Genomic DNA, 14,411 nt, shown 5'->3' with positions numbered 1-14,411 from the left:
GTATGTTAAACTTTACCCTTCGCCGCCTTAACCTATTGCTGTTTACCTTACTGATGTTGTCTATCGTCAGTTTCAGTCTTAACTATCTATTCCCTGGTGATGTGTTAGTCAACATGTCAGGGGAAACGGTAATGAGTGATGCCAGAGAGCAAGAGTTGAGCCTGATTTATCATACCGATGGCAACATATTACAGCAGTATATTGCCTATATGGGGCAAATTTTTTCCGGTAACTTTGGTGTATCAATGGCCAGCTCTGCCAGTATCAGCAATGAACTGCTAATACATTTACCAGCTACCATTGAACTGTGTTTAGCGGCCTTGTTTATCGCCCTACTGATTGGCATGCCTTTAGGTTTTCTCGCCGCGATATTTCATAACAAGCCGGTCGATAAAATTATTCTAGCGTTTGCCATGTTGGGTTATTCGATTCCTGTATTTTGGCTGGCATTGATCCTTATTATGATCTTTTCCATTACCTTGTCGTTATTACCTTCATCTGGGCAACTGAATTTACTGTTTGATATCGAGATGGTCACCGGCTTAAAGCTTATCGATATCATGCTCAGTGATAGTCCCTATAAAGCTGCGGCAATGAAAGACGCACTATTGCACCTTATTTTGCCAGCCATCACTGTCGCACTCGCGCCGATGACGATATTTATTCGTTTAGCACGAACCTCGATGCTGGAAGTGCTCGATTCAAATTATATTAAGGCAGCGCGAGCCAAAGGCTTGTCGAAAGCGATGATTATCTATCGTCATGGGATTCGTAATGCATTGGTTGGTATTGTCCGACAAATCGGATTACAGTTTGCCAATATCGTCACCCTGGCGATGATTGCCGAAGTTATCTTTGCTTGGCAAGGTGCTGGCGGCTGGCTTATTGAAAGCATTGAAGCGCGGGATTATACGGCGATCCAAGGTGGTTTGATTGCCTTGGCAACATTTACCTTCTTTATTAATATTTTAGCGGACTTTTTGTACGTAGCGATTAACCCTCTGGAACGGTATAAAAAACATGGCGCGTAATCACATTTATTTGGAAGAAGAGTTTCCATCGCCAATAAAGCAACTCTGGCTGACGTTTAAAAGCACGCCTGTGGCCATTATTGGTTTCGGTGTTTATGCTTTTTTAGCGGCGTTGGCGCTGGTGGGCAACTTTATTGCACCGCACGATGCGCTGGAAAATAACCTAGATAAACTGTTACTGCCGCCCGCTTGGAGCGAAAATGGCGATTTAGCCCATTTACTCGGCACCGACGATCTCGGTCGAGATATGTTATCAAGATTGATTAATGGCGCGTCTCTAACCTTTGGCTTAAGCTTTTTGGTGGTCTTATTTGCGATGAGCGTTGGTGTCATTATTGGCTCATTTTCGGCAATCACGCGCGGTGTTAAATCGAGTTTTCTCACCCATTTTCTCGATGTTATTTTATCGATACCATCGTTACTATTGGCCATCATCATTGTCGCCATCTTAGGTCCTGGCCTAGAAAACGTATTATGGGCAATCGCATTAGTGTCGATACCACAGTTTGTGCATGTAACGCGCAATGCCATTAAAGAAGAGCAAACCAAAGATTACGTCATGATCCCTATCCTTGATGGTGCCAGTGAAATACGCGTTTTGATCACCTCTATATACCCAAATATCATCGATAAAATTATCATTCAGGCTACCTTGGCTCAGTCCGCTGCCATTCTAGAGATTGCCGCATTAGGTTTTCTTGGTTTAGGCGCGCCTATTCCGATGCCTGAATGGGGCTCTATGTTAGCGAACTCTTTGGATCTGTTTTACATTGCACCTTGGACTACCTACTTGCCGGGTTTAGCGATATTAATAACGGTGATGGCCACCAACTTGGTTGGTGAAGGTTTGCGTCATTCATTAAAAATACAAAAAGAAAGCTAATGAATTTACTGGATATAAAAAACCTGAGCATCGAATTAACCGGCCACAATGAAAACATTGTCGCGGTTGACCGAGTATCTTTGGTGTTAAAAGATGGCGACTTTCGCGGTCTGGTCGGTGAATCAGGCTCAGGAAAGTCAATTTTAGCGCAAGCTATCATTGGTGTTCTCGATGATAAATGGCATGTCAGCGCAGATCGTTTCCATTGGCAAGGCATTGATATATTGCGCCTGCCTATCGAGGAAAGACAGCAGATCATCAATCGCGATGTGGCAATGATTTTTCAAGAGCCAATCAGCTGTCTCGATCCAACCAATACGATTGCCGAAGAAATTGAAGAAGCACTTGATAACAGCCAGTTCAGTGGTTTTTTTTGGCAACGTGCAGCACAACGTAAAGAAGAAATAGCCAGACTATTACACAAAGTCGGTATCAAGAATCATCAAAACTGTGCGAAAAGTTATCCGCATCAACTCAATAACGCCTTGTGTCAACGGGTTATGATTGCCATAGCACTGGCGAAAAAACCCAAACTGTTGATCGCTGATGAGCCTACCGCGTCAATGGAAGCGGTTAATCAAAATCAAATATTCCGCTTGTTGGCGAGTCTAAATCAGCTGAAAAACATGTCAGTACTGCTGATCAGTCACGAATTAGAAAAGATAAGTTATTGGACCAAATATTTAACGGTAATGTACTCCGGACAGTTTGTAGAAGCCGGTACAACAACGCAAATATTGAAAAGCCCGTTTCATCCCTACACTCGAGCATTGGTGGCGAGCACACCAACCGCGCGCAAACACTTTGAAAAAAAACAACTATTAGAAACTCTGCCAGGGAGTATTCCCAGTTTGAGTCATTTACCGACAGGCTGTCGACTCGGTCCAAGATGCCCTAATGCGCAAAAGACGTGTGTAAAAGCGCCGACACTGGAATCCTATCAAGGCCATCAAGTCAGTTGTCATTTTCCCCATCGAGGAAATAAGTAATGACCAGCCTGATTGAAGTCAAAGATCTCAGTAAAAAATACAAGGTTAAGAAAGGTTGGTTTCGAACCGAAAAGAAAACCGTACTTGAACCATTGTCGTTTAAATTGGAAGCACAAGAAACGCTGGCGGTTGTTGGCGAAATCGGCTCAGGCAAGTCGACACTGGCGAAATTACTGGTTGGTGCTGCGCGACCAAGCACCGGTAGCATTTGTCTTAATGGCCAACAACTGCAAGCCGGTAACTTTAAACAACGTTGCCAACACGTAAGAATGATTTTTCAAAATGCCGGTAGTACGTTAAACCCAAGTTTGACGATACGCCAGCAATTAGAAGAGCCATTGAAATTGAACACCCAATTGGACGAAGAGCAACGAATCGAGATGATTCGTGCAACGTTACATAAAGTGGGTTTGCTTGCGGATCATATGCACTTTTACCCGCACATGTTTTCTGGTGGTCAAAAACAACGTATTTCATTGGCCAGAGCCATTATATTGCAACCGCAATTGGTGATATTAGACGAAGCTTTGGCAGCGTTAGATTTATCGTTACGAGCTCAATTGATCAATTTGTTATTGGAATTACAACAAACCATGGGGCTAGCGTATATTTTAGTGTCGCATGATATAGATGTGATTCAACACTTTAGTGATAAGTTAATGGTACTTAGAGAAGGACGTGTGGTTGAGTATGGTAATACCAGCGACGTGCTTGAAAACCCCAAGGACATCTTTACTCGCAATCTGATGCTGTCACAACGTAAAAGCAAAATAATGGCTTGAAATCGCATATAGAACGCTTTAAGCACAAATAAAAACGCCAGGCTAAGCCTGGCGTTTTGTTTAAATGTTTGTTGCAGATATGCGTTACTCTGCGCCTTCGTTATGAAGATCTAGAATTGAATCAGCTTCTTTATCGGATTGCTCTTTACTTTCGTTATTGCGTAAAGCATCCAATTGCACCAAGTAATCGTTGTCGATGTCATTGGTAATGTATTGACCGTCAAACACAGACGTATCGAATGTTTTGATATCTGGGTTTGCTTTGCCAACAGAACTGATCAAATCAGGCAGGTCTTGATAAATAAGTTTATCTGCACCAATTAATTCACAAATATCTTCTAACTCGCGACCGTGAGCGATAAGCTCGGTGGCACTTGGCATGTCAATACCATAAACGTTCGGGAAACGAACTTCTGGTGCTGCGGAAGCGAAATAGACTTTCTTTGCGCCCGCTTGACGAGCCATCTCAATGATCTGACCTGATGTCGTACCACGCACGATTGAATCATCAACCAGTAAAACATTCTTACCTTTAAATTCCCGATGAATCGCATTCAACTTGCGACGCACTGACTTTTTACGTTCTGCTTGACCCGGCATGATAAAGGTACGGCCTACATAACGGTTTTTAACGAAACCTTGACGATATGGTAAATCCAATTCGTGAGCGATTTGCAAGGCAATATCACATGATGTTTCAGGAATAGGAATGACGACATCAATTTCAACGTCTTCCCATTCACGAGCAAGTTTTTTGCCTAAAGCGACCCCCATTTCAACGCGACTGCCGTATACCGACATTTTATCGATGGTAGAGTCTGGACGGGCAAAATATACAAATTCAAAAATACATGGGTTGTAACTTGGGTTATCCGCACACTGAAATGAGTGTAATTGACCGTCTTCGGTGATGTAGATTGCTTCACCTGGGGCAACATCGCGGATAAAATCAAAATCACATGCATCTAATGCTACTGATTCTGATGCCACCATGTACTCAGTACCTTTGACGGTTTCACGCTTACCAAATACCAAAGGACGAATGCCGTTAGGGTCACGAAATGCAACCATGCCATGGCCAACTATCAAAGCGACACTGGCGTATGCACCGCGTACAACTTTATGCATATTAGCAACCGCAGCAAAAATATCTTCTGGGGTAAGTTGTAAGTTGTCACTCTTGTTTAATTCATGCGCAAGCACGTTAAGCAACAACTCTGAATCCGACGTCGTATTTACGTGACGACGAGCATTGCTGAACAACCATTGTGATAATTCATCGGCATTGGTCAAGTTGCCATTATGGGCAAGAGATATACCAAACGGTGAGTTTGAGAAAAATGGTTGAGCTTCTGACGAGCTAGACGTACCGGCCGTAGGGTAACGAACGTGGCCAATACCTATGTTGCCTTGCAACCTAAGCATATGGCGGGTATGGAATACATCCTTTACCAAGCCATTAGCTTTTCTTAAGCGAAATTTGTTATCGCTTATGGTAACAATACCTGCGGCGTCTTGGCCACGATGCTGAATAACTGTTAAACCATCATATAAAGCTTGGCTTACCGGTGAAGTACCTACTATGCCAACAATACCACACATGAATCTTCTCTCCGCAAGAATGCCCGGTTAGGTTAGAAAGCTTGATGATGCTTTGATGTAATCAAAGAACCACTCAATTACTATTCTGAACTCCGGAATTAAAACTGCCTGTTGCCACCACGTTGCACTTGGCGCTGGGGTAAATGCATCCATGAAGAACAGTAATGCACTAACAACCAGTACACCACGTAATGCCCCAAAAGCTAAACCCAGTACTCGATCGGTTCCTGACAGCCCAGTTTTCGTTACCAGTTGCCCGATTAAATAATTAACCAGAGCCCCTAATATCAAAGTTACTACAAATAATATGGCAATCGCCGCTGCATTTCGCAGCATAGGGTCGCCAATATTGGTTAAATATGCAGCCAAGTCTTGGTAAAAAGAACTTGCTACAAAGAAGGCACAAACCCAGATAACAAGAGAAACGGCTTCTTTAACGAAACCTCGAATTAAACTGATTAAGGTTGAGATGCCTATTATCGCTAAAATGGCGTAGTCAATCCAAATCATTATTAGCCTTCCCTATTTTATGGCGCGCATTCTAACAGAATCGACACCCTTGTTACTACTGATTTATTGTTTTTATATTACGACGCAGCAATTGCTAAATACACCTGCCGACTTAGCTATCTATCGGTTCAAACTTGGCTATCTTCCCTCTTACGCCGGTAAGTTTTTCTAATTTGGGAATTTTCGCTTCAAGTGACGCTTTATTGATTTCTGGCCCGATAAATACTTTGGTCAGATCGCCGGCCTTGGTTTTTATTGGTTTGGTAAATACCGTATAGCCCGAGCTCTTCAATTTTTTCAATAATTGCTCAACATTTTTCTTATGAGCAAAACTGCCTAATTGAATAACAAAGCCCTGAGATTTTTTCACCTCGGGCTTGGTGACCGTCAACACAGCTGGTTTGGCAGGCGTTGCTTGCACCACGTTATCGGCGTTATCTATATTTTTCTGTTTAATCACAGGTTTAGCCGGCGTTGCTTGCTCGTCTGGCGGGCTAGGCTCGGTTTGACTATTACCGCTATTGGTTGTTTGGTTCGCCAGTGCTAGCTGCGCATCAACCGCCTGTTCATCAACCGGCTCAGGGGGCTGCTCTAACTGATCAAAAGATTGCTGATCAAAGTCTTTGATAGCGATAGGTTTAACCGGTTCTTGATGTTGCGAGATTTGTTCAAACTGGGCTTGATACGCTTTCTTTTCGCCGTCAAAAAAGCTAGGGAGAAAAATCACTGCTGCAGCGGCAACAATTACGGTGCCGACTAATCGATTTTGTAAAGGCGTTGACAAGACGACTCCTATAGGCCTAATTCAGGCAGGTTTTTATTGATTTCGGTGAGTGTAAAAAATGATCCAAACACCAAAACCATATCATTATTATTTGCGTGTCCTAAGGCTATTCTAAAGGCATCTGTGACATTGTCAAAACTATTCACAGCTTGATTGCCATTCGTTAAAACATCAGACAACATTTGGCCATCTGCACCTCTAGGTAAATGCAACGGCGCAACATACCAGTGATCGACAACAGAGAACAGTTCCTGCAAGGTTGAGGTGATATCTTTGTCCTTCAGCATCGCCGTAACCGCTAACACTCGGCCTTTCTTATTGGCTTTAACATATCGACTTAAATATCTTGCTGCATGTGGGTTGTGGGCAACATCAATAAGCACATGCGGCGATTGCTTTAATGTTTGCAAGCGGCCTTCGAGCTGACAATCATTGATCCATTGATTGACCATAGTCGCGTCTAATGGCAAACCAAGCAAACGCAATACTTGCAATGCGGTGGCGACATTATCACGAGGAATTTTTGCTGGTTGCAGTTCGTTCAACCGACATTGCTGATCTCGCCATTGCCACGCCTGCAGCAACTGCTCACCATCAACAGAGAAGTGCTGCTGACGAATAAAGCAATTGGCATTAATGCGATTAGCGTGTTCGATAACGCTAGCTGGGACCTGCAAATCACCAATAACTAACGGTTTATTGGCGCGGGCGATTCCGGCTTTTTCATAGCCTATGGCATCACGGGTATCGCCAAGAAAGGCTTGGTGATCAAGATCAATACTGGTGATTACGGCAATATCACAATCGATGATATTGGTGGCATCTAAACGACCACCTAAGCCGACCTCGAGTAATACATACTCTGGCGTTGTTTGCTGACATATGATTAATGCCGCCAACGTGGTGAACTCATAGTAGGTCAATGATACTTCAGCGCGTGCTTGTTCTATTGCCGCAAACGCTTTTATCAACGGCTGATCGGCAACTAATTTTTTATTTAGTCGTAATCGTTCGTTAAAACGCTGAATATGCGGCGAACTGTATACCGCAACACTATGTCCCATATCGAGCAAGGCATGCTCAAGAAAGGCGCAGGTGGTGCCTTTGCCATTGGTGCCCGAAACGGTAATGACGGTTGAAGAAGATAGGTCTATATTGAGACGCTTGGCCACCTTGGAAATTCTCTCCAGCCCCATATCAATTTCTGTGGCATGGATAGACTCCAAATAAAAAAGCCATTCACCCAGGTTGGCCAAGGATGAATGACTAGTTTTTTTATTCATAACCGGTGTCTTAAATGCTTGGTTCCGGGTGTCCCATAAACTTGGCTATTTGACGTGCCAACGTTGAACGCATTTGACGACGATCGACAATCATATCGATAGCACCGTGATCAAGCAAAAACTCTGAACGTTGGAAACCTTCAGGAAGCTTCTCACGCACGGTTTGCTCAATAACGCGAGGACCAGCAAAACCAATCAATGCTTTCGGTTCACCGACATTGATATCACCTAGCATGGCTAAACTGGCGGATACACCACCCATGGTAGGATCGGTTAATACTGAAATAAACGGTAAGCCTTTTTCACTCATTTTAGCAAGGGCTGCACTTGTTTTCGCCATTTGCATCAATGACATCAAGGCTTCTTGCATACGAGCACCACCACTGGCGGAAAAACAAATCAATGGTAGGTCATGCTTAAGACACTCTTCAGCGGCTTTTACAAAACGCGCACCAACAACAGATGCCATTGAACCACCTAAGAATGAGAATTCAAAGGCGACGGCAACAACAGGCATACCTGCTAGTTCACCGCGCATTGCTACTAGCGCGTCTTTTTCGCCTGTCGCTTTTTGAGCAGCAGCGATACGATCTTTGTAGCGTTTTGAATCTTTAAACTTCAATTTGTCCTGAGGTTCAAACTCAGCACCAAGCTCAACTTTTTCACCGTGATCAAGGAAAGAGTCAAGACGCTTTCGTGCTGACACACGCATGTGATGATCACATTTAGGACAAACGCCTAATACTCTTTCTAGCTCAGCTTTATATAAAACTGCGCCACATGAAGTACATTTCGTCCAAACACCTTCTGGAATATTGCGTTTGGCTGACGATGATTGTTTCGGTTTTGGTAGAATTTTTTCAATCCAACTCATAATTTCGCTATACCTAGTTATTGGTAATTCAATTGACCGCTAAAACTAAAATGCAAGCCATCAATTTTTGTCTATTTGGTAACCTATTGCCGCTATTGTAAAACAACAATGCCACAATTGTAAAAATTAGCGCCAATTTAACCACAAATCACTAGCCGATTTACAGCAAAAACTGGTCTGTTTTCTCGAAGTTTAATTCAAATGTACGCATTTTAACCAATTTTTACCAGATTAATATTCGACCTAAACAGATAAAAACAGCGGTCCTGGCTCTGGTTTTGGAATATTAAAATGCTCTGGATAATCAACGTCGACAAAATACAATCCGCCGGAAGGGGCAGTAATACCGGCCATACAGCGATTCCGTTGTGCAAGTACTTCTGCGATCCATTCGATAGACTCGACTCTTCGCCCGACTCGCATTAAGCTGCCAACAATGTTTCTCACCATATGATGTAAGAACGCATTGGCCTTTATGTCAACGATGACATAGGAACCCACTCGACTGACATTACAGTGCAATACGGTACGCAAAGGTGAGTTTGCTTGGCAATGAACGGTGCGATAAGAGGTAAAGTCGTGGGTACCAACCAATTGCTGTGCTGCTTGATGCATTAACTTTTCATCGAGCGGGTAATAACAAAAGCTCAAACCTTTGTGGAAAATGGCAGGACGACACGGGCTATTGTAGATAATGTACTTATATTGTCTCGCGGTCGCACTAAAGCGCGCGTGAAAGTCGTCATCGACGCGTTTGCCCCACTTAACCACGATGTCTTTAGGTAAGTTGGTATTGACCCCTAAAGTCCATGCACGCTCTTGACGGTCGACTGGTGATTCAAAATGGATGACCTGCCCTGTACCATGGACACCGGTATCGGTACGGCCTGCACATATGACTTCGGTCGGTTGATTAACAACCTTTGATAAAGCTTTTTCAAGCTCTTGTTGAACACTATTGACGTGATTCTGTCTTTGCCAACCACAATAATTACTGCCGTCGTATTCAATACCAAGTGCGAAACGCATACAAATACCTCTTAAAAAAATCGCGCGTACTATAGCAAGTAACGGCAATAAATACCACGTAGCAATTGATTCAACAATTATAGCAAGTGTGCGTTCTAAGAGCGTTAATGGACCAGATATCGTCGCCACAAAACAGGCTGATTTATCATTTTTTCAAGTGTATGGCTTGCCTTATAAACTCGATTTCAATCGGCCAGAAAACAAAAATGCCGACGATTGTCGGCATTTAATCAACATAACCAAGCAGACTATTTCATTGAATACAATAACTGCTGAGCTTGTTGTTGTTGCGCGGAATTGCCAAGCTTCATCACACTTTTAAGGATGACTGCAGCATTGTCTAAATCACCAATTTCAATGTATACCTGAGCAAGATCGAGCTTGGCATTAACGCCATGGCGATCATCATCAACATTGACTTTATTAACATTGCTGGTGAATTCTTGGAACTCATCTAGGCCAACATCAATTTTATGATTGGCTAGCACAGCTTCATCAAGCTCTTCAGCAGCTTCCGATTCTTGAATTAGTTGTTCTACTGGCACAAAGTCGCGTTTTTCCACCGGTTCAGGTTTTTCGACCTTGGCAGTTACCGGCTCTTTGTCGACCACGCGACGAAGTTGGGTAACATTACCAGCACTTGGTGCTTCTACCGTCTCAGCGGATATCTCTTCCAATAATTTATCAAACTCTACGTCATCGTAATCATTGATTTCTTTTACCGTCGCTTCTGCAGAGGCTTTTGATTCAGGCGTTTGTAATTGATTAAGTGGTTCTCGTGCCGAACGTAACTTAGCTGGCTTTGACTCTTCATCAAGCATGTCATCGATAATTTGCTCAATATCTAAATCATCTTCGCTCGCAGATATTTCCAGTTTAGGCTCTTCTTTAACCGTTTCTTTGGTCGAGTTAGGTACTAAAGACTTAAGCAATTCTTGATCGCTTAAAATAGGCTTACCTTGATCGCTGTTTTTGCTAAAGTCCATATTGGAAAAGGCATTAGCGACATTGCTGTTTTCAGTATTTGCTTCTACCGAATTGTCAGCAACATCTTCAACAACAGATAGTTTGACGCTGTCGGCAATACCTTTGACAGGTACTTTTGCTACCGGTTCAGACACTTCTTTTGGTTGCGCAACTGATTTTTTAGGCGCTGGTTTGGCTACTGGTTTGCTGATATTTGGTACGCTAGATGATTTACTAAGTGGTTTAACACTTTGCTTTTCATTTTCTAGCTTTTTACGACGCGAGACTAGTACAAACAAAATAACCACTAACGTGGCCAATATTAGGTTACTGGTCCAAATAACAATAGGGTTAGAAAAGAAACCTTGTTGTTCAGCAGCAAGCTTTTTCTGCTCCGCTAATAGCGCTTTATTACGTTGTTGGGTTTGTTCAATAATTTGCTGTTGTTGCTCTAACTGGCGTTCAATGCGTTCATTTTTTTCGACAGTTTGTGCTATTTCATACTGCAACGAAGAAATTCGATCATCAACGGCGCTTAAGCTTTCATTAATTTCGGCGCTTTCTTCACCTTGTTGCTCGTCATTAGCCGCAAACTGTTGTTCACTTTCTTGCGTTGTTGTTAATGGCTGTGTAATGGTAATTTCAGCTTCACTTGATTCAGCGCTTTGTTGTTCAGCAACAGCAACCGCGGTTGATTCTGATGGCGCCTGCACATCGTTGTTCAATGCTTCGGTAGCGCTTACATTTTCGCTCACTACGGCGTCTTCAATTGCCACGATCTCATCTCTAAGATCTACATCACCGCTTACACCTTTGGCGGCATTTTCAGCAAGTTCGACATCATTAACTGCGCTGGTCGCATTGTCAACAAGACTAGCATCGCTTGGCGCGGCTTGTTGTGAGCGTTTTTGTTTGGCGATGTCATCGTATGGGTATGGTGGCACCTCACGAATCTCTTCTAATGTCGGGATTCGTAAAAACTGACCCGCTACCATCGTATTGATGTCATCACGTAAAAATGCGTTCGGGTTGTTTTTAAACAACGCCATCATCACCTGATAGTTTGAAACTGAGGTGTCAGGTCGGTGTTCAACGGCTATTTTCCATAGCGTATCAGTTTTTAAAATTGGCCCGTATACGGGTTTTTTATCAGCAACTAAGTCCTGTTCATTGGACACGACTTGGCCCTTGTCATTAGCAAGAGCAGTAGTTTCAACTGAGGTGTCATTAGCCAATACAGTATTGGCAAACATAATAGCTAGCGCAGCAGGTATAGTGCAAAAACGAATGCGACCTGACTTCTTATTATTGGCCACCATGAATGAGATCCTTCCTTATTCGGCAGTGTCTTTATTGTTTGTCTGTCAATAGAAAAAGATACGGTTTCATAGATGTTATGAAGACGTTATCTGATTGGATACTATAAACCAGAACAGGGCGAGTTACTACAGATAATTTCGCCCTGTTTGGATTGAAAGGAGGGTTGTGGTTATAGGTAGTCGCGGATTAAAACTTCAGCGATCTGTACACTGTTGGTCGCAGCGCCTTTACGCACGTTATCGGCAACAACCCACATATTAATGCCGTTAGGATGAGAGATATCTTCACGGATACGACCGACAAATGTATCGTCTTTACCACTTGCATCACTTACTTGTGTCGGAAAATCTTCGTCATTGTGTGCAACAACCACACCAGGTGCGTTGGCGAGGATTTCTTTCACTTCTTCGGCAGAAGTTTGCTGACGAGTTTCGATATGAATCGCTTCACCATGACCATAAAATGCCGGCACACGAACCGCTGTTGGGTTAACTAGCACATTCTCGTCACCAAGAATTTTTTTCGTCTCCCAGACCATTTTCATTTCTTCTTTGGTATAGCCATTGTCCATAAACTTGTCGATTTGTGGGATCGAGTTAAAGGCGATTTGACGACTGAAGTTTTCGACTTTTACCGGCTTACCTGACAATAAATCAGCACATTGCTTAGCCAACTCTTCTATCGCTTCTTTACCTGCGCCAGATACTGACTGATAGGTACTGACATTGATACGATCAATACCGACAGCATCATAAATTGGTTTTAGCGCCACCATCATCTGAATGGTTGAACAGTTCGGGTTGGCAATGATGTTACGATTACGATATTCAGCCAATGCTTCAGGGTTTACTTCTGGCACCACCAACGGAATGTCTGGTTCATAACGAAACTCAGAGGTATTATCAATTACCACACAGCCTGCATCAGCCGCTATAGGGGCAAATTTTGCTGAAATGGCACCACCAGCTGAAAAGAACGCGATTTGCGCTTGGCTAAAATCGAAAGTGTCAGCATCAAGTACTTCAATGCTCTCACCGTTAAATTCAACCAATTCGCCCGCACTACGAGCACTAGCAAGAGGAAACAGCTTATTGACTGGAAATTTTCGTTCTTCAAGAATCTCCATCATGTGCTTACCAACTAGGCCGGTCGCCCCTAATACTACAACATCAAATTTCTGTGCCATCGTTTTTCTCTGTTAATCCATCTCGTTAGTTATTGGTTTGGTGTTATTTAAACCCCAATTTTCGATATATTTCTGAACTATCGTGCAGTTCGGCGGTTAATTCTAGCGCACTAAATTCCCTTCTAACAGGGTAATTTTTACGTAAATAGTCAAAAGTTGTTAAAGTCAGTTGTTGACGAAAAATTTTATCATCACGACGCACATCATATACTCGAAATATGGTGTCTCGCAGTATATTGCTTGAATCGACTTTGTCTGGCGCCGTAAACGCATGTTCGGGCAAAAAATCCGACAAGGTTTTGCGCGCTTCGCTATTAACTAATCTTGATAATGCCTGATACAACATTTCTGTGCCACGTGCTTTTCCTTCTAAGCTATAACCGGCGATATGAGCGGTAGCCAATTCGGTAAACTCTATTAAAGGCAGCAATGGATTAGGTTCATTTTCCCATACATCCAAAATCAAATGAGGCCCCTTGCCTTGTTGCTTTAAAGTCAACAGCGCATGGTTATCGATAACCTCACCACGACAGGCATTGATAAGGATTTGCGATTCGCCTAGTCGAGCTAATCGCTTAGCATCAAACAAGTGCATAGTCGGGTATGGGCCTTGCACAGTTTTTGGTACATGCAAGGTAATGATGTCACACTTACATATCTCATCTAAGCTGACAAAACTGCGTTGATCGCCCTGCTCTTCGGCAATTGGATCATGCAATACATAGGATACGCCTAACGCATCCAATTTATTGGCAACAGCGGAGCCGGTATTACCCGCACCAAGGATACCGACGCGTTTGTCAGATAAATCGAAATCTTGCCTTTCGCTCATCACCATCATGGCGCTGAGCACGTATTCGGCAACCGATATAGCATTACAGCCCGGCGCATTGGTAAAGGGGATATTACGCGAAGCCAAATAAGCTTGGTCGATATGGTCAAAACCTATGGTTGCAGTGCCAACAAATTTAAGGGTGTTATTTAGACAAAGTAATTGTTCATTGACCTGAGTGATGGATCTTACCAACAGCACATCGGCATCTTGCAGTTGCTCAGCCGTAACGTCGCGACCAGCAAACGAGTGCAGCTCACCAAATTCAGCAAAAAATTGTGCGGCGTATGGAATGTTTTCGTCGTAGTAAATGTGCACCTTGGCCTCAAGATAACTAACA

Annotated in this window: 13 protein-coding genes; 4 read left to right on the top strand and 9 right to left on the bottom strand. The window is 43.2% G+C overall.

Annotated features, from left to right (window positions below; translation table 11 throughout):
• Positions 1-2 precede the first annotated feature (2 nt).
• Genes HII16_RS14485 through HII16_RS14470 form a run of 4 tightly spaced genes read left to right on the top strand, consistent with a single transcriptional unit; the run spans position 3 to position 3,685 of the window.
• Entirely contained in the window at positions 3-1,031 is a 1,029-nt protein-coding gene (locus HII16_RS14485) for an ABC transporter permease subunit (protein ID WP_169131205.1), read from the top strand.
• Complete coding sequence (locus HII16_RS14480) at positions 1,021-1,914, top strand: ABC transporter permease subunit (protein WP_169131203.1); 894 nt, start codon at positions 1,021-1,023, stop codon at positions 1,912-1,914. The genes HII16_RS14485 and HII16_RS14480 overlap by 11 nt, the downstream gene beginning before the upstream one ends.
• Positions 1,914-2,903, top strand: coding sequence for an oligopeptide/dipeptide ABC transporter ATP-binding protein (locus HII16_RS14475; RefSeq protein WP_169131201.1), 990 nt, complete (start codon positions 1,914-1,916; stop codon positions 2,901-2,903). The genes HII16_RS14480 and HII16_RS14475 overlap by 1 nt, the downstream gene beginning before the upstream one ends.
• Positions 2,903-3,685, top strand: coding sequence for an ATP-binding cassette domain-containing protein (locus HII16_RS14470; protein WP_169131199.1), 783 nt, complete (start codon positions 2,903-2,905; stop codon positions 3,683-3,685). The genes HII16_RS14475 and HII16_RS14470 overlap by 1 nt, the downstream gene beginning before the upstream one ends.
• Before the next feature lie 84 nt (positions 3,686-3,769).
• On the opposite strand, the gene purF is transcribed toward HII16_RS14470, so the two are convergent.
• From purF to HII16_RS14425, 9 genes are all read right to left on the bottom strand, one after another.
• Entirely contained in the window at positions 3,770-5,287 is a 1,518-nt protein-coding gene (gene purF, locus HII16_RS14465; protein ID WP_169131197.1) for an amidophosphoribosyltransferase, read from the bottom strand.
• Positions 5,288-5,314: 27 nt separating this feature from the next.
• Positions 5,315-5,797 (bottom strand): CvpA family protein, encoded by a 483-nt coding sequence (locus tag HII16_RS14460; RefSeq protein ID WP_135439578.1) that lies wholly within the window; start codon positions 5,795-5,797, stop codon positions 5,315-5,317.
• A 112-nt stretch (positions 5,798-5,909) separates the two neighbouring features.
• Positions 5,910-6,581: an SPOR domain-containing protein gene (locus HII16_RS14455; protein WP_169131195.1), complete on the bottom strand. Its 672-nt coding sequence runs from the start codon at positions 6,579-6,581 to the stop codon at positions 5,910-5,912.
• A gap of 8 nt (positions 6,582-6,589) precedes the next feature.
• Entirely contained in the window at positions 6,590-7,864 is a 1,275-nt protein-coding gene (gene folC / locus HII16_RS14450; protein ID WP_169131193.1) for a bifunctional tetrahydrofolate synthase/dihydrofolate synthase, read from the bottom strand.
• A 10-nt stretch (positions 7,865-7,874) separates the two neighbouring features.
• Positions 7,875-8,738, bottom strand: a complete 864-nt coding sequence (accD, locus tag HII16_RS14445) for an acetyl-CoA carboxylase, carboxyltransferase subunit beta (RefSeq protein ID WP_169131191.1) — start codon at positions 8,736-8,738, stop codon at positions 7,875-7,877.
• Between the two features lie 243 nt (positions 8,739-8,981).
• The gene (gene truA, locus HII16_RS14440) at positions 8,982-9,767 is read right to left on the bottom strand and encodes a tRNA pseudouridine(38-40) synthase TruA (protein WP_169131189.1); all 786 of its coding nucleotides are present in this window, start codon (positions 9,765-9,767) and stop codon (positions 8,982-8,984) included.
• A gap of 248 nt (positions 9,768-10,015) precedes the next feature.
• Complete coding sequence (locus tag HII16_RS14435; RefSeq protein WP_169131187.1) at positions 10,016-12,052, bottom strand: FimV/HubP family polar landmark protein; 2,037 nt, start codon at positions 12,050-12,052, stop codon at positions 10,016-10,018.
• 170 nt (positions 12,053-12,222) lie between these two features.
• The gene (locus HII16_RS14430) at positions 12,223-13,239 is read right to left on the bottom strand and encodes an aspartate-semialdehyde dehydrogenase (RefSeq protein WP_169131185.1); all 1,017 of its coding nucleotides are present in this window, start codon (positions 13,237-13,239) and stop codon (positions 12,223-12,225) included.
• 43 nt (positions 13,240-13,282) lie between these two features.
• The gene (locus HII16_RS14425; RefSeq protein WP_169131183.1) at positions 13,283-14,389 is read right to left on the bottom strand and encodes a 4-phosphoerythronate dehydrogenase; all 1,107 of its coding nucleotides are present in this window, start codon (positions 14,387-14,389) and stop codon (positions 13,283-13,285) included.
• Positions 14,390-14,411 lie beyond the last annotated feature (22 nt).

Source organism: Thalassotalea sp. Y01 (genome assembly GCF_012932945.1).
GTDB lineage: Bacteria > Pseudomonadota > Gammaproteobacteria > Enterobacterales > Alteromonadaceae > Thalassotalea_A.
This window is presented reverse-complemented; position numbering and strand designations above follow the sequence as displayed.

Coding starts and splice junctions, on each gene's coding strand:
- HII16_RS14485 (WP_169131205.1), top strand. CDS start 3: ATGTTAAACTTTACCCTTCGCCGCCTTAACCTATTGCTGTTTACCTTA.
- HII16_RS14480 (WP_169131203.1), top strand. CDS start 1,021: ATGGCGCGTAATCACATTTATTTGGAAGAAGAGTTTCCATCGCCAATA.
- HII16_RS14475 (WP_169131201.1), top strand. CDS start 1,914: ATGAATTTACTGGATATAAAAAACCTGAGCATCGAATTAACCGGCCAC.
- HII16_RS14470 (WP_169131199.1), top strand. CDS start 2,903: ATGACCAGCCTGATTGAAGTCAAAGATCTCAGTAAAAAATACAAGGTT.
- purF (WP_169131197.1), bottom strand. CDS start 5,287: ATGTGTGGTATTGTTGGCATAGTAGGTACTTCACCGGTAAGCCAAGCT.
- HII16_RS14460 (WP_135439578.1), bottom strand. CDS start 5,797: ATGATTTGGATTGACTACGCCATTTTAGCGATAATAGGCATCTCAACC.
- folC (WP_169131193.1), bottom strand. CDS start 7,864: ATGAATAAAAAAACTAGTCATTCATCCTTGGCCAACCTGGGTGAATGG.
- accD (WP_169131191.1), bottom strand. CDS start 8,738: ATGAGTTGGATTGAAAAAATTCTACCAAAACCGAAACAATCATCGTCA.
- truA (WP_169131189.1), bottom strand. CDS start 9,767: ATGCGTTTCGCACTTGGTATTGAATACGACGGCAGTAATTATTGTGGT.
- HII16_RS14435 (WP_169131187.1), bottom strand. CDS start 12,052: ATGGTGGCCAATAATAAGAAGTCAGGTCGCATTCGTTTTTGCACTATA.
- HII16_RS14430 (WP_169131185.1), bottom strand. CDS start 13,239: ATGGCACAGAAATTTGATGTTGTAGTATTAGGGGCGACCGGCCTAGTT.